Below are 23258 nucleotides of genomic sequence, written 5' to 3' on the forward strand. Positions count from 1 at the left end.
GGACCTCGACATGGACGGCGAACTCGACTTCCTCGGCACCGGCTGGGCCTTCCCGCCGGCCTTCGACCGGCGCACCCGCGGCGCGGTGATGGTCTCCGGCGTGGCCGACGTCGAGGAGAGCCTGCGCATCCTGCTGACCACCACGCCCGGCGAGCGCGTCATGCATCCGAGCTACGGCTGCGGCCTGCGGCGCATGGTCTTCGAGACGATGAACGACAGCACGCTCACCGAGATCCGCAGCCTGATCGAGAAGGCCATCCTGTTCTTCGAGGCCCGCATCGCGCTGAACGCCGTCGACATCGACACCTCGGGCCTGTACGACGGCGTGCTGCGCATCCGGCTGGACTACACGCTGCGCAGCAGCAACAGCCGCCACAACCTCGTGTTCCCGCTCTACCTGCGCGAGGGCGAGGTGCTGGGGAGCGAACCCGCATGACGACCGGCACCGAACAGCGCGAGCGCTTCCCGATGGCCCTGGAGCCCGGCTACTTCAGGCCGGACGACCTGAGCTTCGAGCAGCGCGTGGACATGATGGCGCGGCTCGCGGAGCAGCTGCGCTTCATCGACCTCGACGACCAGGAGGACGGCGACTGGCGCGGGCTCTTCGCCACCGACCCGACGCTGGTGATGGCCGGCATCGCGGCGCTCGATCCCTGGCCGCTGCAGCAGCAGTTCGGGCGCGACGCGGACTCGGCGCCGCTGGAGCTGCTGGCGCGCCAGGTGCTGGGCCTGGCGGCGCGGCTGGACCACTGGTGGCGCGCGCTCGCCGGCATCCATGACGACGCGCCGCGCGTGCTGCGCGAGCGCATCCAGCAACTGGTGGAGCAGCAGCTCGCCGCCGATCTGCGCTGGGTGGAGCGTCGCTTCCTGCGGCGCGGCGACGAGGCGGCCGCGAGCCGGCCGGCCGGGCCGGTGGAGCGCGACCTGTCGCGGATGTGGCATCGCACGATCGGCGAGGAGCCGGCGGCCGATGCCGCCGCCGAGCGCGAGGACCGCGAGCGGCTGCGGGAGCGCTTCTTCGCCTTCCTCAGCGCGGTCGAGGAAGTCCGGCGGCTGGCGCGCGAGCTGCTGCCCGACAGCATGGCCACCGCCAACCACGAGCCGGCGGCGGCCTTGTTGATCGCCTTCCTGAAGGTCTGCGAGACCGCGCAGCGCGAGGTCAACCGCCTGCCGGCGCGTCACACCGCCTTCTACTACCGCGATTGCCTGGGCTTCGGCCCGGCGCCGGCGCACGCCGACCGCGTCCACCTGGCCTGCCAGCGCGACCCGCGCGCGCCGGGCGACCTGACGCTGCCCACCGGCACCGCCTTCGAGGCCGGCAAGGATGCCGCGGGCCGGCCGGTGCGTTTCGTCAGCGAGGCGCCGATCGCCGTCACCGACACGCGGGTGGCCGCGCTGTGCACGCTGCGGCTGGAGCGGGATCCGCTGATCGCGCCGGAGCGCGACCTCCGTTACGTCACCCGCGCGAAGGTGGCGCGTCCGGTCGCGGACGGCCGCACCGTCTGGCCGCTCTTCGGCGCCGCCGGCGGCGCGGGCGCGGAGGACGCGCGCATCGGGCTGGCGGTGGCGTCGCCGCTGCTGGCGCTGCGCGAGGGCGATCGCGAGATCCGCGTGATCCTGCGCCAGACCTCCTCCGGCGCCGCGCCGGACCTGCGCGGCCTGCGCGACGCGGCGCTGCGGGCCGAGTCGGCGTCGGCCTTCCGCGACGCCTTCGGCGACCTGCTGCCGCAATGGCTGCTGGCCGACGGCGCGGACAGCCCGGCGGCCAGCGCGAGCAGCGCGAGCGCCACGACCGGTACGGGCGTGAGCGGCATCGAGATGGACGTCGACGACCTGTCGGAGGCCGACTGGACCGCGCTGCGCAATACCGCGCATCGCCTGACCGGCAACGGCCTGCCGGCGCTGTTCAACGGTCCCGGCCGGCCTCATCGCGCGCTGGTCTTCGACCGGCTGCTGCAGGGCGCCTTCCGCGTCAGCCTGAGCACGCCGTCGGGCTGGCACGCCGTCGAGGCGCGGCTCGAACGCGCCGCCGGCGCCGGCCTGTCGCTGTTCATCCGGCTGCGCGCCGACGCGCCGCCGGTGACCGGCTGCGACCCGGCGGTGCATGGCGCCGAATGGCCCACGCGGCTGCCGGTGCTGCGCCTGGAGCTGGCCACGCAGGCGCGGCTCTATCCCTACTCGCTGCTGGCCCGACTGCCGCTGGCCGAGGTCGACCTGCGGGTGAAGGCGCGCGGCGTGCGCGACGTGCGGCTGGCCAACAACCTCGGCCGGCTGGATCCCTCGAAGGCCTTCGCGCCCTTCGGCCCGCTGCCGGGCCTGTCGTCCTACCTGGTCGTCGGCTCGCCCGAGGCCGCGCGCAAGACCCTGGACCACCTTTCGCTGGACCTCGAATGGGGCGGCCTGCCCAACGAGCCGGGCGGTTTCGACACCCACTACGCCGGCTACGCCGGCCCGGCCGGCAAGGAGCTGCGGCAGGGCCAGTTCAGCGTCGAGATCGCCTGGCTGCGCGACGGCCAGTGGCAGGACTGCGCCAACCGCTCCGCCCGCCAGCCGCTGTTCGCCGGCACCAATGCCGCCGGCGAGCTGATCGCGACGCAGCACATCGAGCTCGATCCGGGCTCGGTGCGCAAGCTCAGCCGCGCCACCGAGGAGGACTGGTCGACGATGGCGATGCCGCGCAACGGCCTGTGCCGGCTGCAGCTCAGCGGCCCGCGCGCCGCCTTCGGGCACACCGCCTACCCGATCGAGCTCGGCGCGACGGTGGCCGCCAACGCGCGCACGCGCCGGCCGCGTCCGCTGCCGAACCCGCCCTACACGCCGGTGATCGAGCGGCTCTCGCTGAACTACGAGGCGGCCAGCGTCATCGCACTGGACCGCGACGACGACCCGCCCGAGGGCGTCGACGGCGAGCGCCTCTTCCACCTGCATCCCTTCGGCCTGCAGACGCTGCTCTCGGCCGTCTCCGGCGGCGGACACGGGCTGCTGCCGCGGCTGGGCGCCGACGGCAACCTCTACCTCGGACTGAGCGGCTCGGACCCGGGCGGCGTGCTGACGCTGCTGTTCCAGCTGCGCGAGTCCTCCGCGCGCGGCCCCCTCAACGGCGCCCGTCCGCGCGCGCTGCAGTGGTGGACGCTGGCCGACGACGACTGGCGCCCGCTGCCACCGACCCGCGTGCTGGGCGACACCACGCACGGCGGCCTGACCTCCGGCATCGTCACGCTGGACCTGCCGCGCGACATGAGCACCACCCACACCGTGATGCCGGCCGGGCTGTACTGGCTGCGGCTCTCGGCGACGAGCGACTTCGACGGCTTCGGTGGCCTGATCTCGGTGCGCACGCAGGGTCTGCGCCTGCGTCGCGAACTGCCCGGCGACGCGGGCGCCCCGCCGCGCGCCGCCGGCGCGCCGGCCGCGCCGCCGCAGCCGCTGGTGGACGGCGTCATCACCCGCCCCACCGCGACGCTGGCCGGGCTGGCGTCGGTCGCGCAGGTGGGGCGCTCCTTCGGGCTGCGCGCCGCGGAGGACGAGCGCGCGCTGATCACCCGCGCTGGCGAGCGTCTGCAGCACAAGGGCCGCGCCTCGCTGGGCTGGGACGTCGAGCGACTGCTGCTGGCGCGCTTCCCCGAGGTGCTCAAGGTCCGATGCCTGCCGGCCCAGGACGGCAGCGGCGTCGTCACGGCGGTGGTCCTCCCGACGCTGCCGCGCAACCTGCCCGCCCTCGCCTGCGCGGCGCCGCGCTTCAACGCGATCGAGCTGGCCCGCATGGCCAGCGCGCTGCGCGAGATCGGCTCGCCCTTCGCGCGCTTCCAGGTGCGCAACCCGGCCTACGACCGGCTGCAGTTGCGCGCCACCATCGGCCTGGCGCGCGGCGCGCACGAAGGTGCCACGCTGCGCCGCGTGAACCAGGAGATCGTCGAGTTCCTCTCGCCCTGGTTCGACGACGGCTACGGGCCGCGCTTCGACTGGCTGGTGCGCAGCGAAGACCTGGAGGCGCGGCTGCGCGGGCTGGAGGGCGTGAGCTTCGTGACGCGCTTGTCGCTGATCACCGTGGCCTGCGACGACCACGGCGTCTACACGCTGGCCGACACGGCGCGCGCGGAGATGGTCGCCGACCGGCCCGACCAGCCGCCGGCCATCGGCGCGGCCCATGCGCACGCGCGGCTGCCGTGGAGCATCGCGCTGCCGATGCCGCAGCACATCCTCACCGCGGTCGACCGCTTTCCGCAGACGGTGGCGCCCAGCGCCACCGGCGTGGACCGGCTGGCGGTCGGCAGCACCTTCGTCATCGGCGGACCGGCCGGACAGGACGCCTCGGGCGTTCCGGCCGGCCCCGCCTTCGTGATCGGCAGGGGCGCGCCATGACGACCCGCAACCGCGACACGCTGAAGCAGTTCTTCCAGGAGGGCCGGCTGCCCACCAGCGACCACTTCGGCGACCTCATCGACTCGATGCTCAACATGAGCGACGAGGGTTTCCGCAAGACGCCGGAGAACGGCCTGGAGGTCTCGGCGCCGGTCAGCCACGACGCGCTGCTGAGCTTCTACCGCGAGCAGAGCGGCCGCGAGGCGATCTGGTCGATGAACTACGGCGGCGACAGCGACCAGCTGATGTTCCATCACGGCGACGCGCGCGCCGCCGCGGCGCAGGCGCCGGTGCTGGCGCTGGACACCGCGGGCCGCGTCGGCATCGGCACGGCGCGGCCGCGCCAGACGCTGGAGGTGGCCGGCGTGGTGGCCTCGTCCGGGCGGCTGGGCGACCTGCGGCGCGCCGACCAGAAGGGCCAGCCGCTCAAGGCCGACGGCGAGTGGCACGACCTGACCGGCCCGCTGGGCGGGTGCCAGGCCTTCGAGGTGATGGCCGGCGTCGGGCAGAAGGACGGCGGCCGCTTCGCGATGCTGCATGCGATCGCGATGAACACCTACAACCCGCTGCCGGGCTGGCTGGAGTTCCTCTCGCCGCGCAAGCGCATCCGCAGCCAGCACGCCTGGTACGGCCGCCGCTGCGACCGGCTGCAGCTGCGCTGGGCCGGCGACCACGGCCGGCGCGCCAGCTACCGGCTGCAGATCCGCACGCAGTGCGACTACGGCGAGGACAAGCTGATCCAGGCCGCGGTGACGCAGCTGTGGTTCGACCCCGAGATGGCCGGAGGCACGCCATGAGCAGCGGCACCGCGATGCGCAAGCACCCGGTCTTTCCGTCCGACCTGCCGGGGCCGGTGGCCAATCCCGCCGTGCCGGAGATGCCGGTCCGGCTCTCGCCGCCGACCGGCGAGGAGCGCGAGCTCGGCTTCGACGGCCTGCGCGCCCGCGGCCTGGAGTGGCTGCAGGCGCTCGGCGGCGGCGTGTGGACCGACCACAACCTCCACGACCCCGGCATCACGCTGCTGGAGCAGCTGTGCTTCGGCCTCACCGACCTGGTCTACCGCGCCGGCTTCCCGGTGGCCGACCACCTGACCGGGCCCGACGGCACGATCGACTACGCCGGCCTGTCGCTGCATCCGCCGGCCGAGGTCTTTCCCTGCCGGCCGACGACGCCGGCGGACCATCGGCGCCACCTGCTCGACGCCGTGCCCGGCCTGGACGACGCGACGCTGACGCCGGACGCGGACAGCGGCCTGTACCGGCTGCGGCTGAAGCTGTCGCAGGACGGCGGCGGCGCGCCCGGCGCGGCGCCGTCGCTGGCCGCGGACCGCATCGCGGCGGCGCGCGCGGCCTACTTCGCCCGTCGCAACCTGGGCGAGGACCTGGCGCCGGACATCGTGCGCCTGCGCGACGTGCCCTGCGAGCTGCATGCCGACATCGACATCGCCGGGCCGCGCGACGGCGTGGACATCCTGGCCGAGGTCTACGACCGCTGCGCGCGCCACATCGCGCGGGCCGCCGTCTCGCGCACGCTGGACGAGCTGCTGCGCGAGGGCCGGTCGCTGGAGGACATCTACACCGGCCCGGCGCCGCGCCACGGCTTCATCGAGGACGCGCCGCCCTCCGAGGCCGGCCACGCGGCCGAGCGGCTGTTCCTGTCCGACCTCACCGCCGTCGTGCTGGCGGTGCCGGGCGTGGTCGACGCGCGCGTGATCGCGCTGCGCGCCGAGGGGCGCGAGGCGACGGCCGGCTCGGTCGAGTGGCGCGGCGAGGACTGGGCGCTGGCGCTGCGGCTGCCCGACCGCGACCAGCCCTCGACGATCACCGTGCGCCGGCGCGGCAATGCGGTGCCGGTGGCATGGAACGACCTGCGCCGGCGGCTGGAGGACCTGCGCGCCGCCGGCCGCGCGCACCAGGCGCGCGGCCAGGCCGGGCATGCGGCGCGCCCGGCGGCGCTGCTGCCGCTGGGCGTGCACCGGCGGCTGGACACCTATGTGTCGGTGCAGGACCACCTGCCGGCGATCTACGGCCTGGGCCGCTACGGCGTCCCGGCCTCCGCGCCGCCGCAGCGGCAGGCGCGCGCGAAGCAGCTCAAGGCCTACCTGGTGATGCAGGAGCAGGCGATCGCGCAGGGCCTGGCCCAGTTGCAGCACCTGCGGGCGCTGTTCTCGGTGGCGCCGGGCGCACGCCAGGGGCTGTGGTCGCAGCTGATCGGACCGGACGCGGTGCCGGCGATCGACCGGCTCTACCGACAGCCACCGCAGGCGGTGATGGACACGGTCTACCGGCCCTTCGACCGCTCCGCGAAGCGCAAGAACCGGGCGCTGGACCACCTGCTCGCGCTGCATGGCGAGACCTACACGCAGAACTCGATGCGGCAGTTCCTGGGCCACCTCGGGCCCGAGGAGGCGGAGACGCTGCTGCTCGAGAACAAGGCCACCTGGCTGCGCGACATCGTGACGCTGACCCGCGACCGCGCCGGCGGGTTCGACCCGGGGCGTCCGTCCTGGGACGCGCCGGACAACTGCGGCGGCCTGCAGCGCCGGGCCAGCCTGCTGCTGGGTTTCCGCCTGTGGCACGACCGGCCGCTGACGCGCGTGCTGCGCGAGCAGCGCTTCACGCTCGTCGAGCATCCGGGGCCGGCGCACCAGCCCTGGCTGCTCGATGCGGACGACGACGTGGTGCGCCTGGCGCCGGCGGCCGGCCAGGCGGTGCAGCCGGCCGACCGGGCGCAGGTGCTGGCGGACCTGCAGCGCATGCCCTGGCTGCGGCTGCCGCTGCCGGCCGGCCTGCTGCGCGCCGGGCAGCACGGCGCGCGCTACCGCCTGCTGCCGGGAACGAGCGGCGGTGTCGGTGGTGTCGGCGGTGTCGGCAGCAGCGGCAGCGGCAGCGGCAGCGGCGAGCATGGCCCGCGTCGGCTCGCGCTGGGTCCCGACGAGCACGGCCGCTGGTGGCTGCTGGGCGAGTTTCCGGATGCCGACGCCGCGCGACGCGGCGCGGCCAGCCTGCGCCTGTACCTGCGCCACCTGGACCAGGAAAGCGAAGGCCTGCACGTGGTCGAGCACCTGCTGCTGCGACCGACGCAGCCGGGCGGCCCGGCGCATGCGCGGCTGGACCTGCCGGAGGACTTCCACCGGCTGCGCGTGACGGTGGTGCTGCCCGGCTGGACGCAGCGCTGCTCGCAGCCGGCGTTCCGGAACTTCGCGGAGGAGACCTTGCGCATCAGTTGCCCCGCTCACTTGACGCTGCGCTGCCTGTGGCTGGACGCGGCGCCGATGCAGCGCTTCGAGGAGGCGCATGCCGCCTGGCTGGAAGCGCGCATGGCCTGGGTCGCGTCGCCGGACGCGGCATCGGCGCAGGCGCTCGCGGACGAGGCGGCCTGCCGCGTGATCGAGTGCCTGCCGCTGCCGCCCGATGAAAAAGCAGCCACCGCGCGCGGCAACGGAAACGGAAACGGAAACGGAAACGGCAACAGCAGTAGCGGTCGCGGGAGTAGCGGCAGCGGCAGCGGCAGCGGCAGCGGCAGCGGCGACAGCGACGGCGACGGCGACGGCCCGGTGGTGCAAGGCCATGCGTGACTCGACCGCACCCACTGCGCACCTCGTCGAGCGCCTGACCGTCGACGCCGGCTTCGGCGCGGGCATCGCGCCCGGCGACGCGGAGGCCCGCCTGGTCGCCTGCGCCCAGGGACCGTTGCTGCGCGTGATCGACGAGGTCTTCGATGCCTGCTGCCCGCTAGACGAGCAATGGCGGCTGGATGAACTGGAGATCGACCTGGGCGAGCTGCCCGCCGCCGATTGGGAGACCGAGGCACCGCGCCTGCTGCGCGAGCGCCTGCGCCGCGTGCTGGAGGAGCTGCGCGCGCCGGGCGGCGTCAGCGCCAGCGGTCGCGCGACCGGCCTGCGGGTCCGCACGCGGCCCCAGGCGCGGCTGGACGCGCTGCTGCACTTCCTGCGCCACGGCCGCCTGCCCTGGCAGGGCCGCGGCGACGACCCCGCCGCGCTGATCCGCGACGCGCTGCGCGAGGACCCGGCCGCCCTCGCCGCCGGGCTGCGCGCCGCGCCGGACCGCCCCGCGCTGCTGCGGCGACTGGCCGCGCAATTCGACGAGGACACGCTGGCCGCGCTGGTCCACGCCTGCATGCCCGGCGAGCCCGCCGCCGCGGCGCGGCTGCTGGCCATCGTGGCCCAGGCGCGTCGCGACGGCCGCGCGCCGCGCACGCTCGCCGCGCTGTGGGAATCGGTGCTCGGCCAAGCGATGGACCATGCGGTCGCGCCACGTCCGGCGGCACTGATGCTGCTGCGGGCGCAGCTGCTCGCGGCGCTCGACACGGACGGCAACGCCACGGCCGGCAGCGATCCGCTGCAGGGCGTCGCCCACGCCTGGGCACCGCTGCTGCGCGAGGACCGGGACTGGCTGCGCGCGACATTGCAGCGCGCGGCCGAAACGGTGACGCTGCGCGAGCGCCTGTCACAGGCGCTGCCGGAAGCGCTGCTGCCGCGACTGCTCGCCCTGTGGATGACCGAGCCCGAAGTGCGCGCCGTCACCGACTGGATCGCCGCCGTGGCGGCCGGCGACACGGCAGCGATGTCCATGGCCGCAAGTGCGTCGAGCGCGACAGGTGCGAGCAACGCGCCCGGGACGATGGCGGCCGGGGCGACGACGACGGCGACCGCCACGGCGACGGTCGTCGCGGCTCGGCGGCGTCGTCTGTGGCAGGCGACGCTGGGCCACGCCGCCCGACATTCGTCCGCGAGCTTCGACGCGATCCGCTACGAGACGCAGGTGCGCGAGGACCTGACGCGCCATGCCGGCGCCGGCACCGAGCCGCCGGCGCGCTGGTACGACCGCGCCGTGCGCCAGGCCACCGCGGTGCTCGCCGCGGCACTCGGCGCGCTGCGCCTGCCCTGGCGCAAGGCCGCGCCGCCCGCGGCCACGGCCACGGCCGGTGCGTCCGGGACGGCGACTCAAGCCGCCTCCCCCGCGACCGCCACCGCCGAGCCGCTGCCGGAAGTGATCGCCGTCGACAACGCCGGACTCGTGCTGCTGTCGCCCTACCTGCCGCGGCTGTTCTCGATGCTGGCGCTGGCCGACGACCGGGCCTTCGCCGGGCCCGAGGCCGCCGCCCGCGCCGCGCTGCTGCTGCAGGCGCTCGCCACCGGCAAGGCCGCGGCGCCCGAGCCGGCGCTGGTGCTCAACAAGCTGCTGTGCGGCGTGCCGCTGGACGCGCCGCTGCCGCGCGAGATCACCCTCACCGAGGCCGATCGCACGGCGATCGACGGCCTGCTCGGCGCGGTGATCCAGCACTGGCGGATCCTGGGGTCGACCTCGCCGGCCGGCCTGCGCGACACCTTCCTGCGCCGCGCCGCGCGCCTGGAGCGCCGCGACGACGCCTGGCAGCTCGCGGTCGAGCCCGGGCCCTTCGACATGCTGATCGATCAACTGCCATGGGGTTACGCGACGCTGCGGCATCCGTGGATGGAAAGGGTGATTCATGTGGACTGGCGCTGACCCGTCGCCACGCGCGGCCATCAACGCGCGGGCCCTGGAGGCCGAGCTGCGCTGGCTGGACCGCGCGCTGCAGCTGCGACTGGCCGGGCATTTCGGCCACGAGGAGGCCGCAGGCGGGACGCTGCTCCCGGTCGCCACGACCGGAGCGACCGGCTCGATCGACACGAACGGCGCGACCACCGCGACGGCGCGCCTTCCCGATCCTCCCGCCCTGCCCCGCGACGGCGCGGCCGACGACCACGACCTCGCGCGCCTGATCCGCCAGGGCGGGCTCGGGCCGGCGGAGCGGCTGGTCCTGGCGCTGGCGCTGGCGCCGCACCTGCGGCCGCAGCTGCTGGACCTGCTGTTCGTCAGCAACCGCAACCTGGACCGCGGCTTCTGCGAATTCGGCGGCTGGAAGGGGCGGCACCACGGCGGCTTCCTGCCGACGGTGGAGACGGCGGCCTTCCTGGTCGCCGGCGAGGACCTGGCGCGGCGCTTCGAGCTGCGCCGCATGCTGGACGAGGCCGCGCCGCTGCGCCGGCTGGGCCTGGTGAGGCTGGTGCACGAGTCGCCGGGCGAGCCCTGGTACGGCGCGGCGCTGGTGGCGGGCGCCGACACGCTGGACCTGCTGTGCACCGGCGAGGCGCGCAAGCCCGACTACAGCGCGCAGTTCCCCGCCAAGCTGATCGAGACGCGGCTGGACTGGGACGACCTGGTGCTGGACGCCGAGGTGATGGACGAGGTGCAGGCGATCACCACCTGGGCCCGCCACGGCGAGACGCTGATGCGCGACTGGCGCCTGGAGAAGTCGCTCAAGCCCGGCTACCGCTGCCTGTTCTTCGGGCCGCCCGGCACCGGCAAGACGCTGACGGCGACGCTGATCGGCCGGCAGGTGCAGGCGGACGTCTACCGCATCGACCTCTCGATGGTGGTGTCCAAGTACATCGGCGAGACGGAGAAGAACCTGGCCCAGGTTTTCGACCAGGCGCAGCACCGGCGCTGGATCCTGTTCTTCGACGAGGCCGACGCGCTCTTCGGCAAGCGGACCGCGACCTCCAGCAGCAACGACCGCCACGCCAACCAGGAGGTCTCCTACCTGCTGCAGCGGGTGGAGGACTTCCCCGGAACGGTGATCCTGGCCAGCAACCTCAAGGGCAACATCGACGACGCCTTCGCGCGACGCTTCCAGTCGGCGGTGTACTTCCCGATGCCCGATGCCGAGCAGCGACTGCGGCTGTGGGAAGGCTTGGTGCGGCACACCGGCCGGCTGGACGCCGGGGTGGACCTGCGCGAGCTCGCCGAGCGGCATGAACTGGCCGGCGGCGCGATCGCCAACGTGGTGCGCTTCGGCGCGATCAACGCGATGCAGGCGGGACGCGAACGCATCCTGGCCGCCGACCTGCGCAAGGGCATCGCCAAGGAACTGCGCAAGGAAGGACGCACGGTGTAGCCGCCATGGGGACACGCTCCTTCTTCAGAATCCCGCGACTCCCGCGACTCCCGCGACTCCCGCGACTCCCGCAACTCCCGCGCGCGTGGCGCGCGACCGATGAATGGGCCGAGGCCGCCGGTGATGAGGGCCTCGGCGCGAGGGTCGACGCGGCGGTCGACGCGACACGCACCGCGCCGGCCGCGGGCGCGGCCTGCCGCCATTGCGCGCGGCTGCGCTGGTTCGTCGGCGGCTCGCTGCTCGCGGCGGGGCTCGTGATCCTGCACGCGGCGGCGCAGGCACCGGCCGGTGGATCGGCCTCCGCGACGCCGGCGTCGGCCGCCGCCGACAAGGCCGGTGGCAAGAATGGCGGCAAGGGCTCATCGGTCTACATGGCCAAGCCCGCCGCGCCGCCGGCATCAACGGCATCGACAGCGGCATCAACAGCCTCCGCCACCTCCGACGCGACGCTCTACGTCGCGACGCCACGGCCGCTGCCCGAGCGGCCCGAACGACCCTGGACGGCGACGGCCGTGCCGGACGCGCCAGCGGCGAAGGCCTCGGCGCCGGCGCGCGACGACCTGATGTGGCTGGTCTACCAGACGGTGCCGCTGCCCAACGCCCGACTCCACCAGCCCTACAAGGCGCGCGACGTGGTGCGCGGCGGCCGCGCGCCCTATCGCTTCAGCGTGGACGGCGCGCTGCCGCCGGGCATGTTCCTGGAGGAGGACGGCGTGCTGGCCGGCACACCCACTGCCACCGGCACCTTCCGCTTCCTGCTGACGGTGCGCGACGCCTCGCGGCCGCCGCACCTGGACCAGGCGATGTACGTGCTGCGTGTCGTCGATCCGAAGCCGGCCACGGCGACGCCTGCCGCACCACCGGCGACCAAGCCGGCGGCCGCCGCGGCGCGTCCTGCCAAGAGCCGGCCGGACAACACGCTGAAGTCGGTGACCGAGGACCAGACCAACCTCACCGTGCCGCGCGATCCGCCGCTGCCAATGACCTATGTGCTGACGGCCGCGAAGCTCGAGACGATCTTCAAGAACGCCGAGGCCTCGATGGGCGAATCGCTGATGACCGCGGCCAATGCCGCCAACGCGGCTGACGCCACCGATGGGACCGCCGTCGGGAACGAGGCGTCCGCGCCCCGCCCGCTGGCGGTGAAGCCGCCGGTGCTCGGCCCGACGCTGGACCAGCTGCGCGAGATGCTGACGCCGCTGCAGGACGTGGAGCATCCGACGCGCGCGGTGTTCCAGGACTCGCTGCGGGCGCGGCAGTGCGAATACTTCCTGCGCCACGTCAACGCGCTGGCCCTGGAGCAGCACAAGGACGCGATCCGTCGCTGCCCGCGCCGGGAGGACCTCGCCGAGACCGATCGACCGCACCTCGCGGCGAGCGGCAGTGCCGCCACGGTGAAGGCGACGAAGGCGGCCAAGCCCACCCCGCCCACCACGCCCACCTCGACGCTCGCCCCCGGCAGCCTGCCGGTGATGACCTTCCTGGACATGCTGATGCCGCCGCATCTGCTGGAGGAGATCACCGACGTCGCCGGCACCGAGCATCCGCTGTCGCAGGCGCGGCCGCTGCGGCTCAAGCCCGATGGCTGCGGCTGCAGCCTGCAGGACATCGAGAACGACGTCTTCGGCTTCCTGCCCTACTGGATGGGCGGCGAGACCGACGCGCCCATCCCGGTGCGCTTCGACAAGTTCACCCGGCTGCAGTACATGGGCGTCCTGCTGCGCAACAACGGCGAGTACCTGCGGCCGACAGGCTGGGACAGCCCCGGCGGCGGCTTCGCGCGGCGGGTGGACCAGCATGGCGTCGGCCTGGACCTGGTGCTCTACCGCCGCGACTTCCGCGCGCTGATGCGCCTCACCAACGAGGAGCGCAAGACGGTGCTGGACACCACCGCGGCGCAGGTCGGCGAGATGCTGGACCTGCGCCACGGCGACCTGCAGGGTGGGCTGGAGACCCTGCTGCCGCCGGGCTGGCGCGAGGAGGCGCACGTCTACGACGGCCTGACCGTGTTCTTCGAACCCACCGACGACGAGGCCGCGGACCCGCGCTTCGAGCAGTTCCTGCTCGCCTATCTGCATCGCCTGACCGAGACGATGCAGGCCCGCGGCACGCGCGCCTTCCACCTCAACCTGGTGATTCCGCAGCACCTGCTGGGGGAGACGTCGACCGCGTTCCGCTTCAGGAACCTGCTGGCCATCATGAAGGCGGCGGAGCGCCAGCGCGGCATCGGCGACGACAGCGGCCGCAAGGAACGCAGCGCGGCGGCGGCGACCTACAAGTCCTCGCCGGACTACGTCGGCACCAGCGACATCACGGTGAGTTTCCTCGCGCCACTGGGCACCGGCTCCGACATCGGCAAGATGCAGTTGCGCTCGCGCACCGACTTCAATGACGAGCTGGCCGGCCAGGACCGCATGGCGGTGCTGGGCAGCGTGGTGCCGGTGCTGCTGCATCCGGGCGGCAAGCCCGAGGCGCTGGCGCCAGAGGAGCAGGAGTCGCTGGACCGCGACCTGGTCTACATCGGCTGGTCCTTCGGCGGCGTCGCGCTGTGGCCGCTGCCGGTGGCGGGCCTGGGCGCGGGCGAGAGCGTGCTGACGGCGCTGGACCATCGCTTCTGGTCCTTCCTGGACCAGGACACCAGCTTCTGCCGCATCGTCTGCCCGATGCGCATGCCGCTGCGGCTGGCGCTGGAGGCGCTGATGGTGCTGGTCGGCACGGCGCTGCTGGTCTATGGCTGGAACTGCCGGGTGAGACGGATGGGCAGCGTCATCCTGATGGGCCTGTGGGCCGGCGCGATCGCCACGCTGGCGGTGGCCTTCGCGATCTTCTCCTGCGACCCGTCGCTCAACGAGCTGCGCAAGGGCAACACGCTGCTGGTCGCGATCATCCTCATCCTGGTGGTGGGCGGACTCGTCGTCACCTTCAAGCCGCGGGTGGAGCCGCCGTGAGCGCGACGGACACCGCGGGCGCCGGCAGCGCGGGAAGCACGGGAAACACCGGCCACGCCAGGCGCGCCGTCCCGCGGCGCATCGATCACCTCATGGGGAGCAGACGATGAAGGACTCGACCACGGACAGCGGCACGCGGGAGCAGGTGCCCGCGGCGACGACGACGGCGCAGCGGCGCGCCGGAATGGAGGGCGGTGAGCTGTCGGAGGCCATCGACGCATCGCCCCGGCAACTGGCGCAGCGCCGGCGGATCGACGCGACCTTCGGGCCGGTGGCGCAGCGCGCGACCGACGCGCTGGAGGAGGACGAAGCGGGCACCGCGCAGGCGAAGGCCGCGCCGGCGCAGCGGCAGGAGAACCGCACCGGCATGCCGGACGGGCTCAAGGCCGGCATCGAAGCACTGTCGGGCACCGACCTGTCGGACGTGCGGGTGCATCGCAACTCGGCGCAACCGGCGCAGCTCAACGCGCTGGCCTACGCGCAGGGGAACGACATCCACCTCGGTCCCGGCCAGGACCATCACCTGCCGCACGAGGCCTGGCACGTCGTGCAGCAGCGCGAGGGCCGCGTGCAGCCGACGATGCAGATGGCCGGCGTCGACATCAACGACGACGCCGGGCTGGAGGCCGAAGCGGACCGCATGGGCGACGAGGCGCTGCGACACGGCGGGTGACGCGTCCAGCGCGGGCGTCGCCCCCATGGCGGTGCTCGGCCGTCTGATTCATTTTTTTACGACAACCTTTTTCGAGCCCCCCGGAACACACGCAGAACGTCACCGACTTCCGCCTGTGTCCATGCCGACCTTCCTCCTCGCACTGCCCCCCTGGGAGACGCTGCTGCGGCAGTTGCTGCTGGCGCCGTGTCTGGAGGAGATCCTCTTCCGGCTCGGCCTGCAGGACCTGCTGGCCAACTCTCGCGCCCTCGCGGCGCGCCGTCACGCGGTCACGCTGACGGCGCTCGCCTTCGGCGCCGCGCACGCGCTCGCCCTGCTCGTCGCCGCGGCGCCCGGCCCCTGGCCGACGCTCCCCGCGCTGCTGCTCGCGCTGGCCACCGCCGCACCGGCCTGGTGGATCGGCCACGGCTATCGCCGCCATCGCTCGCTGCCACGCTGCATCGCCTGGCATGTGCTCTTCAACGCCTGCTGGCTGCTGCTCGCGGCGCCCGTGGTCCTTCCGCTTCTCTCCACCTCCTGACGAGGCTCGCGCCATGATGACCCTGCCCCGCTCCCGCGCCCTCCCCGGCGCCCGCTCCGCTGTCGCCGCTTCCCCGGCCTCCGCCGCGCTCTCCACGCTCGCCGTCATCGCTGGCGCGCTGCTGGCGGCGCCCGCGTTCGCCGCCGACCCGGTCGCCGGCCAGACCCGGTTCTCGCAGGTCTGCGCGGCCTGCCACACCGTGGCCTCCACCGCCGTGGTCGACCGCGGGCGCAACAACCCCGCGATGATCCAGAACGCGATCAACACGATCCCGGCGATGACCGCGGCCGTCTCGGGCAACGTCAGCGCCACGGACCTGGCCGACATCGCCGCCTACCTGGGCAACTCGCCGGCCTCGATCAGCTTCGCGCAGACCACGGTCGGCCAGACCAGCGCTGTCTCGACCGTCACCATCAGCGCCAGCCGCCTGGCCGCGCTGAGCAGCCTCACCGCCGTCGCCAGCGGCGACTTCGCCGTCCAGGGCGGCAGCTGCGGCACCAGCGTCCCCGCCGGCACCAGCTGCACCGTCGGCGTCGTCTTCAAGCCGACCGCCGCCGGCGCGCGCAGCGGCGCCTTGACAATCACCCACAACGGCATCTCGACGGCGATCCCGATCGCGCTCAGCGGCACCGCCAACGGCGCGCTGCAGGCCGGCCTGTCCGCCGACGCCAGCAGCGTGGACTTCGGCACGCAGACCGTGGGCGTCGCCTCCGCCGCGCGTACCGTCACGCTGACCAACACCGGCACCGCCTCGCTGGACTTCGGCAGCATCGGCGTCAGCGGCGCCAACGCCGGCGACTTCACCCGCGGCGGCAGCTGCGCCGTCGGCACGCCGCTGGCCGTCGGCGCGACCTGCACCGTCACCGCGACCTTCTCGCCGGCCGCCGCGGGCGCCCGTTCCGCCTCGATCGCCGTGGCCGCCACCGCGCCGGCCGCCGGCGGCGCCGCCGCCAACGTGAACCTCGCGCTGAGCGGCACCGGCCAGATCGCCGCCGCGCCGGTGTCCAGCCTCTCGGCCAGCTCGCTGAGCTTCGGCACGGCCACGGTCGGCACCACGACCGCCGCGCAGACCCTCACCGTCACCAACACCGGCAGCGCCGCGCTGAGCTTCAGCGCGATCGCGGCCAGCGGTCCGTTCGCGGCCACCCACACCTGCGGCGCCAGCATTCCCGCCGCCGGCACCTGCACCGTGTCGGTCACCTTCACGCCGACCGCCGCCGGCGCGGCCACCGGCGCGCTGAGCCTGACCAGCAACGCCGCCGGCTCGCCGCAGAGCGTGGCGCTGGCCGGCACCGGCGCGCTCGCCAACACGGCGATCCTGGGCTGGAGCCCGGCGGCCGGCGCCGACTTCGGCACCGTCACCGTCGGCGCCGACGGCGGCCTCAAGCACTTCACGCTGAGCAACACCGGCACCGCCGCCGCGACGCTGGGCAGCTTCAGCCTGGCCGGCGCCGCCGCCGCGGACTACCGCGTCGACACGGCCTCCACCTGCGTCGCCGGCGCTTCGCTGGCGGTGGGCGCGAGCTGCGACCTGGCGATCGGCTTCAGCCCGCGCGCCGTCGGTGCCCGCGCCGCCACGGCCAACGTCGTCGCCGACAACGCCACGCTGCCCGCCGCGCTGGCGCTCAGCGGCACCGGCCAAGGCGCGCCGCAACCGGCGCTGCAGCTGTCGGCGACCTCGATCGACCTGGGCGCGGCCGACACCGCCGGCCGTCCGCTGACGTTGACCAACAGCGGCAACGCGGCGCTGCACATCGCCTCCCTGGCGATCAGCACGGCGCGCTTCTCGATCGACACGAGCGGCACCGGCAGCTGCGGCGCGGCGCCGTTCACCGTCGCGCCCGGCGCGAACTGCCAGGTGACCGTGCGCTGGCTCGGCGCGGGCGCGGCGGCCTCCGATGCCGCGGCCACCGACACCGCCACGCTGACGCTGCAGGGCGACATGTCGCCCGCCACGGCCACCGTCGCGCTCAGCGGCTCGGCCGGCAACACGGCGATGTCCAACAGCGGCGGCGGCGGTTGCACGATCGGCGCCGGCACCGGCGCGGCGGATCCGCTGCTGCTGCTGATGGCCGGACTGTCCGGACTGATCCTGTGGCGCCGTCGCGCACGCCGCTGAACACGGCCGCGATCTCCCACCCTCAACGCCCTGGAGCCCCGATGTCCACTCGCCCAACTCCCTCCCACGATGCCGCGCGCCGCGGCGCGTCGTCGCGCGCCCTCACCGCGATCGCCTCGCTCGGCGCCGCGCTCTTCATGACGCTGTCGCCGGTCCACGCCGCCGATGTCGGCCAGGCGCTGCCGGTCGCGAGCGTCCCCGGCGCCGACGGCGCGCCGGTGCCGCTGTACGACGGCAAGGCCAAGCTCACCTACGTCGACTTCTGGGCCTCGTGGTGCGGCCCCTGCCGCGAGTCCTTCCCCTGGATGAACGAGATGCAGGCCAAGTACGGCGCGCAGGGCCTGCGCATCGTGGCGGTCAACCTCGACGCCCGCCGCGACGACGCCCAGGCCTTCCTCAAGGAGGTGCCCGCCAAGGTCGCGCTGGCCTTCGATCCGAAGGGCGGTTCCGCGCAGCGCGTCGGCGTCCGCGCGATGCCGAGCTCGGTGGTGCTGGGCCCCGACGGCCGCGTGCTGATGGAGCACGCCGGCTTCCGCGCCGAGGACAAGGCCGAGCTCGAGGCCCGCATCGCCGCCGCATTGAAGGCGGCCAAAGCGCCCTGAGCGCCATGAATGCCGCCCTGAGCGCCCGAGCTTCCCGAGCTTCCCGAGCGTCCTGATCGCGCGATGGCGCCCCCCGGCGCCGCGTCCCGACAACCGCCGGCGCGGCCACCCGCGCTCCGCCGCTCCCCCTTGCTTTCACCCTGGAGTCCCACGATGTCCCTGCCTCCGACGCCCCGCCGCCGCGCCCCGCTCGCGACGGCCGCCCTGGTCGCCGGCGCGACGCTGCTCGCGTTCGCGACCACCGGCTGCGCGATCCAGCCTCCCAAGCCCTGGGAGAAGGGCGCGCTCGCCCGCCCCGAGATGACGATGGGCGGCGACGTGCTCGGCGACCGTTTCGCCCAGCACATCTACACCAGCAAGGAAAACGCCTCCGGCGGCAACGGCGTGGGAGGAGGCGGTTGTGGCTGCAATTGAGTTCGAACGCCTCCCCGGCGCCGTCGACGCGCCCGCGACGCGCGATGCCGGTGGCCCCGCTGCCGACACGACCGGGGTCCGCGCCGGCGCCTGGGGCGGCGTGCTCGCCGCAGCGCTGCTGCTGCCGGGGCTGCAGCCAGCGGCGCAGGCCGAGACCGCGCCCGAACAGGCCGAGGTCGCCGTCAAGCTGCTGTCCTACCGCGACCGCCAGCCCGGCTTCGATCGCATCAAGGTGACCGCGCCGTCGGTCTACCTGATGGTGCCGGTGGCCGGCCGCTGGTCGGTCGAGGGCTCGCTGGTGACGGACAGCGTCTCCGGTGCTTCGCCGCGCTTCCACAGCGCCGTCTCGGGCGCCTCGCGGCTGGACGAGGAACGCAAGGCCGGCGACATCCGCGTCACGCGCTACAACGACCGCGACGCCTGGTCCGTGGGCGCGGCCTACTCGACCGAGCACGACTACCGCTCGCGCACGGTCTCGGCCGACTACCGGCGCTCCAGCGAGGACAACAACACCACCTGGAACATCGGCGCCGCCTTCGGCGACGACTGGATCGGCTCCTCCAACGACCCGACGCTCAGCCGCGGCCGCAACACCACGCAGCTGACCGCCGGCGTGACCCAGGCCTGGACCGCGGTGGACCTGGTGCAGCTGAGCCTGGGCGCAAGCTGGGGCCACGGCATGTACTCGGACCCCTACAAGTTCCCGGACCGCCGTCCGGACCGGCGCGAGCAGTACACGGTGATGGCGCGCTGGAACCATCACTTCAGCGACTGGCGCGCCACGCTGCGCAGCAGCTGGCGCTATTACGCCGACAGCTTCGGCGTGCGCGCCAACACGGTCGAGACCGCCTGGGTGCAGCCGCTCGCCGGCGGCTGGACGCTGACGCCGATGCTGCGCTACACGACGCAGCGCGCGGCCAAGTTCTATTACGACCCGGTCTACGACCCCGCGCTCGGCGCGCCCTTCCCGCCCGGCTACACCGCCACCTCGCCGCAGTACCTGTCCGGCGACCAGCGCCTGTCGGCCTTCGGCGCGATCACCGCCGGGCTCAAGGTCGCCTACGAGTTCGCGCCGCGCTGGACCGCCGATTTCAGCCTCGAGCACTACGAGCAGCGCGCCGCCTGGCGCCTGGGCGGCAGCGGCTCGCCGGGTCTGGACCGCTTCCAGGCCGACTGGCTGCAGATCGGCCTCTCGCACAAGTTCTGAGGCCACGACGATGCTGCGCGACGCCACGACCTCGGCGGCTGCCCCGGCGGCTCCCCTGCCGCCGGACGGTCCCGCCGAACGGGAGCATCGCCACGCCTTCACGGCGATGGCCTCGCCCAACGAGATCGTGCTGGCCGGCGTCCCGCCGGCGCAGGCCGCCGACGCCTGCGCCTTCGCCGAGGCCGAGGTCCGCCGCATCGAGCGCAAGTACTCGCGCTACCGCGACGACAGCGTGATCTCGGCGATCAACGCGCGCGCGGGCCGCGGCGGCGTGACCGTCGATGCCGAGACCGCCCACCTGCTCGACTTCGCCGCCGAGCTGCATCGCCAGAGCGACGGCCTCTTCGACCTCACCAGCGGCTGCCTGCGCCGCGCCTGGGACTTCAAGACCGGCCGCGAGCCCTCGCCCGACGCGCTGGCCCTGCAGCTCGCGCGCATCGGCTGGCACCGCGTGCAGTGGGACGGCCGCGCCATCGCGCTGCCGCAGGCCGGCATGGAGATCGACTTCGGCGGCATCGGCAAGGAATACGCCGCCGACCGCGCCGTCGCCGTGCTGCGCGAGCTCGGCTTCCGCCATGGCTTCGTGAACCTGGGCGGCGACCTGCGCGTGCTCGGTCCGCGTCCGGACGGCCAGCCCTGGGTCTTCGCCATCCGGCATCCGCGGCGCGAGCACGAGGTCTGCGCGCGCATCGCGCTGGGCAGCGGCGCCCTGGCCACCAGCGGCGACTACGAGCGCTTCTTCATCGCCGCCGACGGCCGGCGCTGCTGCCACATCCTCGATCCGCGCACCGGGCAGCCGGTGCGCCACTGGCAGGCCGTCAGCGTGGTCGCGCCGCTGTGCATCGCCGCCGGCGCCCTGGCCACGATGGCCATGCTGATCGGCGCGCCGGCCGCCACGCGGCTGAGCACGCCGGGCGTGGGCTTCCTGCTGATCGATGCCGACGGCCACCGCCACACCCACGATCCGGAGCAGCTCCTCCACACCCCGGCCGAGGGCCTCGCGACGCCGCCATCGAACGCGTCCACGCCGGCCCTGCCCACCGCTTCCTTCCCTTCCTCCACTTTCTCCACGCCGTCATGAGATTCCTCGCCTCCTTCCTCGCCGGCGCCGCGACCGCGATCACGCTGGTCCTCGCCGCGCCGGGCAATGCCCGTGCCGCCACCGATCAGCCGCCTTTCCTCGACGTCGTGCAGGCCTTCCCCGGCCAGGCGCGCGTCGACGACGCCGGGCGCGGCCCGCTGCTGGTCCAGTTCGACGTCCCTCCCGGCTACCACCTCTACCGCGAGCGCTTCGCGATCGAGGCCGAGGGCGCGGCGCTGCCCGCGCCGCAGCTGCCCGAGGGCAAGGCCGAGTTCGATCCCAACTTCAACAAGACGATGACGCTGTGGGCCGGCGCGGTCCGCATCGCACAGCCGCTGCCCACCGGCGCGCTGCCCGCATCGTTGACGGTGCGCTTCCAGGGCTGCGCCGACCGCGGCCTCTGCTATCCACCGCAGCAGGCGCTGGTGCACCTGACGCGCGGTGGCGACGGCACGGTGACGGCCCGCTGGGAGTCGCAACCCGATGCGCTGACGGCACCGGTCGATGAGCCGTCCACGTCAGCCGCGCCCGCCGCTTCGGCGTCGCCCGCGCCGTCCGGCGCCACGACGGCGACGGCGACCGGAGCCGCACCGGCCACCGCGGCTGCCACCGCTGCCACCTCGGCAGACGCGCCCGTCGACCGCAGCGCCGCCGCGCTGCAGTCGGGCAGCCTGCTGCGCGTCATCGGCATGTTCCTGCTCGGCGGGCTGCTGCTGTCCTTCACGCCCTGCGTGCTGCCGATGCTGCCCATCCTGTCGTCGATCATCGTCGGCCAGGGCGCGCCGGTCTCGCGCGCCCGCGGCTTCACGCTGGCGCTGGCCTACTCGATGGGCATGGCGATGGTCTACACCGCGGCCGGCGTCGTCGCCGGGCTGCTGGGCTCGGGCTTCGCCGCCGCGCTGCAGAACCCGTGGGTGCTCGGCTCCTTCGCGCTGCTGCTGTCGGTGCTGGCGCTGTCGATGTTCGGCGTCTGGGAATTCCAGATGCCCGGCTTCATCCAGGACAAGGTCAACAACGCGTCCAACCAGCTCAAGGGCGGCCGCCACATCGGCGTGTTCCTGATGGGCGGGCTGTCGGCGCTGCTGGTGGGCCCCTGCGTCGCGGCGCCGCTGGCCGGCGCGCTGGTCTACATCAGCCAGACCCGCGACGTGGTGCTGGGCGGCTCGGCGCTGTTCGCGCTGGCCTGCGGCATGAGCGTCCCGCTGCTGCTGCTGGGCCTGTCCGCCGGCACGCTGCTGCCGCGCGCCGGCCGCTGGATGGAGCACGTCAAGACCTTCTTCGGCGTCGTGCTGATCGCGGTCGCGCTGTGGCTGGTGTCGCCGGTGCTGCCGACCGGCGCGCTGATGTTCCTGATCGGCGCCGCGGCGCTGATCCTGGCGATCTGCCTGGGCGCGTTCGAGGCCGGCAAGCCCCGCGCGCTGAAGGCCGGGGGCGCGCTGGTGGCGCTGTGGTCCATCGCGATGATCGGCGGCGCGCTCTCGGGCGGCAACAGCGTGCTGCAGCCGCTGCGCCACCTGGCGCGCGGCACCGGGTCCGCGCTGCCGATGGCCAGCGCGGAGGCGGCCGCCGCCACGCCCACGTTCGAGCGCATCACCACCGTCGCGCAGCTGGACGCGGCGCTGGCCTCGACGGACCGGCCGGTGATGCTGGACTTCTATGCCGACTGGTGCGTCGCCTGCAAGGAGATGGAGCACCTGACCTTCGCCGATCCCGCGATCGCCGCCCGGCTGCGCCAGGCGCGCCTGCTGCAGGCCGACGTCACCGCCAACAGCGCGGACGCCAAGGCCCTGCTCAAGCGCTTCCAGCTGTTCGGGCCGCCGGGGATCCTGTTCTTCGACGCCAAGGGCCGCGAGCTCGCCGCCGCGCGCACGATCGGCTTCCTGCCGGCCGATGAATTCGCCCAGCGCCTGGACCGCGCCAAGCTGTGAATCGACAGGACACCCCATGAGCACCGCCACCCGCCACACCGCCCTCCTCATCCTGGGCTCCGGCCCCGCCGGCTACACCGCCGCCCTGTATGCGGCCCGCGCCAACCTCCAGCCGCTGCTGGTCACCGGCATGGCGCAAGGGGGTCAGTTGATGACGACCACCGAGGTCGACAACTGGCCCGCCGACGTGATGGGCGTGCAAGGCCCCGAGCTGATGCAGCGCTTCCAGCAGCATGCCGAGCGCTTCCAGACCGAGATCGTCTTTGACCACATCAACAGCGTCGACTTCTCCAAGCGTCCGTTCACGCTGACCGGCGACAGCGCCGTCTACACCGCCGACACGGTGATCCTGGCCACCGGCGCGTCCGCGCAGTACCTGGGCCTGCCGTCCGAGGAGTCCTTCATGGGCCGCGGCGTCAGCGCCTGCGCGACCTGCGACGGCTTCTTCTATCGCGAGCAGGA

The 23258-nt window shown here is 74.0% G+C and carries 16 protein-coding genes; all 16 read left to right on the forward strand.

The annotated features are described in order from the left end of the window. The first annotated feature begins 10 nt into the window (after positions 1-10). Positions 11-436: a GPW/gp25 family protein gene (locus BM393_RS24875; RefSeq protein WP_091734236.1), complete on the forward strand. Its 426-nt coding sequence runs from the start codon at positions 11-13 to the stop codon at positions 434-436. Beyond that, the gene (locus tag BM393_RS24880) at positions 433-4362 is read left to right on the forward strand and encodes a hypothetical protein (protein ID WP_091734238.1); all 3930 of its coding nucleotides are present in this window, start codon (positions 433-435) and stop codon (positions 4360-4362) included. Before BM393_RS24875 ends, BM393_RS24880 begins: the two co-directional genes overlap by 4 nt. Continuing rightward, positions 4359-5159 (forward strand): hypothetical protein, encoded by an 801-nt coding sequence (locus tag BM393_RS24885; protein WP_091734240.1) that lies wholly within the window; start codon positions 4359-4361, stop codon positions 5157-5159. The genes BM393_RS24880 and BM393_RS24885 overlap by 4 nt, the downstream gene beginning before the upstream one ends. Further along, positions 5156-7939, forward strand: a complete 2784-nt coding sequence (locus BM393_RS24890) for a hypothetical protein (RefSeq protein WP_091734242.1) — start codon at positions 5156-5158, stop codon at positions 7937-7939. Before BM393_RS24885 ends, BM393_RS24890 begins: the two co-directional genes overlap by 4 nt. Further along, entirely contained in the window at positions 7932-9872 is a 1941-nt protein-coding gene (locus tag BM393_RS24895; protein WP_091734244.1) for a contractile injection system tape measure protein, read from the forward strand. Before BM393_RS24890 ends, BM393_RS24895 begins: the two co-directional genes overlap by 8 nt. After that, complete coding sequence (locus BM393_RS24900) at positions 9856-11304, forward strand: ATP-binding protein (RefSeq protein WP_091734246.1); 1449 nt, start codon at positions 9856-9858, stop codon at positions 11302-11304. The genes BM393_RS24895 and BM393_RS24900 overlap by 17 nt, the downstream gene beginning before the upstream one ends. A gap of 5 nt (positions 11305-11309) precedes the next feature. Beyond that, entirely contained in the window at positions 11310-14252 is a 2943-nt protein-coding gene (locus tag BM393_RS24905; RefSeq protein ID WP_091734248.1) for a putative Ig domain-containing protein, read from the forward strand. A 106-nt stretch (positions 14253-14358) separates the two neighbouring features. After that, entirely contained in the window at positions 14359-14925 is a 567-nt protein-coding gene (locus tag BM393_RS24910) for a DUF4157 domain-containing protein (RefSeq protein WP_254783608.1), read from the forward strand. Between the two features lie 121 nt (positions 14926-15046). Further along, a complete protein-coding gene (locus BM393_RS24915; protein WP_175538507.1) occupies positions 15047-15445 on the forward strand; it encodes a type II CAAX prenyl endopeptidase Rce1 family protein in 399 nt (132 codons plus the stop codon). 13 nt (positions 15446-15458) lie between these two features. Beyond that, on the forward strand, positions 15459-17564 hold the full coding sequence (locus BM393_RS24920; RefSeq protein ID WP_175538508.1) for a choice-of-anchor D domain-containing protein: 2106 nt from the start codon (positions 15459-15461) through the stop codon (positions 17562-17564). Between the two features lie 41 nt (positions 17565-17605). After that, positions 17606-18166, forward strand: a complete 561-nt coding sequence (locus tag BM393_RS24925) for a TlpA disulfide reductase family protein (protein ID WP_254783609.1) — start codon at positions 17606-17608, stop codon at positions 18164-18166. Between the two features lie 153 nt (positions 18167-18319). Then, positions 18320-18580 (forward strand): DUF4266 domain-containing protein, encoded by a 261-nt coding sequence (locus BM393_RS24930; protein WP_091734254.1) that lies wholly within the window; start codon positions 18320-18322, stop codon positions 18578-18580. Then, positions 18567-19787, forward strand: coding sequence for a DUF3570 domain-containing protein (locus BM393_RS24935; RefSeq protein WP_254783610.1), 1221 nt, complete (start codon positions 18567-18569; stop codon positions 19785-19787). The genes BM393_RS24930 and BM393_RS24935 overlap by 14 nt, the downstream gene beginning before the upstream one ends. 10 nt (positions 19788-19797) lie before the next feature. After that, on the forward strand, positions 19798-20868 hold the full coding sequence (locus BM393_RS24940; RefSeq protein ID WP_091734256.1) for an FAD:protein FMN transferase: 1071 nt from the start codon (positions 19798-19800) through the stop codon (positions 20866-20868). Next, positions 20865-22796: a protein-disulfide reductase DsbD gene (gene dsbD, locus BM393_RS24945; RefSeq protein WP_091734258.1), complete on the forward strand. Its 1932-nt coding sequence runs from the start codon at positions 20865-20867 to the stop codon at positions 22794-22796. Before BM393_RS24940 ends, dsbD begins: the two co-directional genes overlap by 4 nt. 16 nt (positions 22797-22812) lie before the next feature. Continuing rightward, the coding region (locus tag BM393_RS24950; protein WP_175538509.1) for an NAD(P)/FAD-dependent oxidoreductase at positions 22813-23258 on the forward strand (446 nt) is incomplete at its 3' end.

The organism is Mitsuaria sp. PDC51 (assembly GCF_900113225.1).
Lineage (GTDB): Bacteria > Pseudomonadota > Gammaproteobacteria > Burkholderiales > Burkholderiaceae_C > Roseateles.

Excerpts from the sequence above, each read along its gene's own strand:
- BM393_RS24930 (WP_091734254.1), top strand. The coding sequence starts at position 18,320 with ATGTCCCTGCCTCCGACGCCCCGCCGCCGCGCCCCGCTCGCGACGGCC.
- dsbD (WP_091734258.1), top strand. The coding sequence starts at position 20,865 with ATGAGATTCCTCGCCTCCTTCCTCGCCGGCGCCGCGACCGCGATCACG.
- BM393_RS24910 (WP_254783608.1), top strand. The coding sequence starts at position 14,359 with ATGAAGGACTCGACCACGGACAGCGGCACGCGGGAGCAGGTGCCCGCG.
- BM393_RS24895 (WP_091734244.1), top strand. The coding sequence starts at position 7,932 with ATGCGTGACTCGACCGCACCCACTGCGCACCTCGTCGAGCGCCTGACC.
- BM393_RS24905 (WP_091734248.1), top strand. The coding sequence starts at position 11,310 with ATGGGGACACGCTCCTTCTTCAGAATCCCGCGACTCCCGCGACTCCCG.
- BM393_RS24890 (WP_091734242.1), top strand. The coding sequence starts at position 5,156 with ATGAGCAGCGGCACCGCGATGCGCAAGCACCCGGTCTTTCCGTCCGAC.
- BM393_RS24925 (WP_254783609.1), top strand. The coding sequence starts at position 17,606 with ATGTCCACTCGCCCAACTCCCTCCCACGATGCCGCGCGCCGCGGCGCG.
- BM393_RS24900 (WP_091734246.1), top strand. The coding sequence starts at position 9,856 with ATGTGGACTGGCGCTGACCCGTCGCCACGCGCGGCCATCAACGCGCGG.
- BM393_RS24915 (WP_175538507.1), top strand. The coding sequence starts at position 15,047 with ATGCCGACCTTCCTCCTCGCACTGCCCCCCTGGGAGACGCTGCTGCGG.
- BM393_RS24940 (WP_091734256.1), top strand. The coding sequence starts at position 19,798 with ATGCTGCGCGACGCCACGACCTCGGCGGCTGCCCCGGCGGCTCCCCTG.
- BM393_RS24875 (WP_091734236.1), top strand. The coding sequence starts at position 11 with ATGGACGGCGAACTCGACTTCCTCGGCACCGGCTGGGCCTTCCCGCCG.
- BM393_RS24920 (WP_175538508.1), top strand. The coding sequence starts at position 15,459 with ATGATGACCCTGCCCCGCTCCCGCGCCCTCCCCGGCGCCCGCTCCGCT.
- BM393_RS24885 (WP_091734240.1), top strand. The coding sequence starts at position 4,359 with ATGACGACCCGCAACCGCGACACGCTGAAGCAGTTCTTCCAGGAGGGC.
- BM393_RS24880 (WP_091734238.1), top strand. The coding sequence starts at position 433 with ATGACGACCGGCACCGAACAGCGCGAGCGCTTCCCGATGGCCCTGGAG.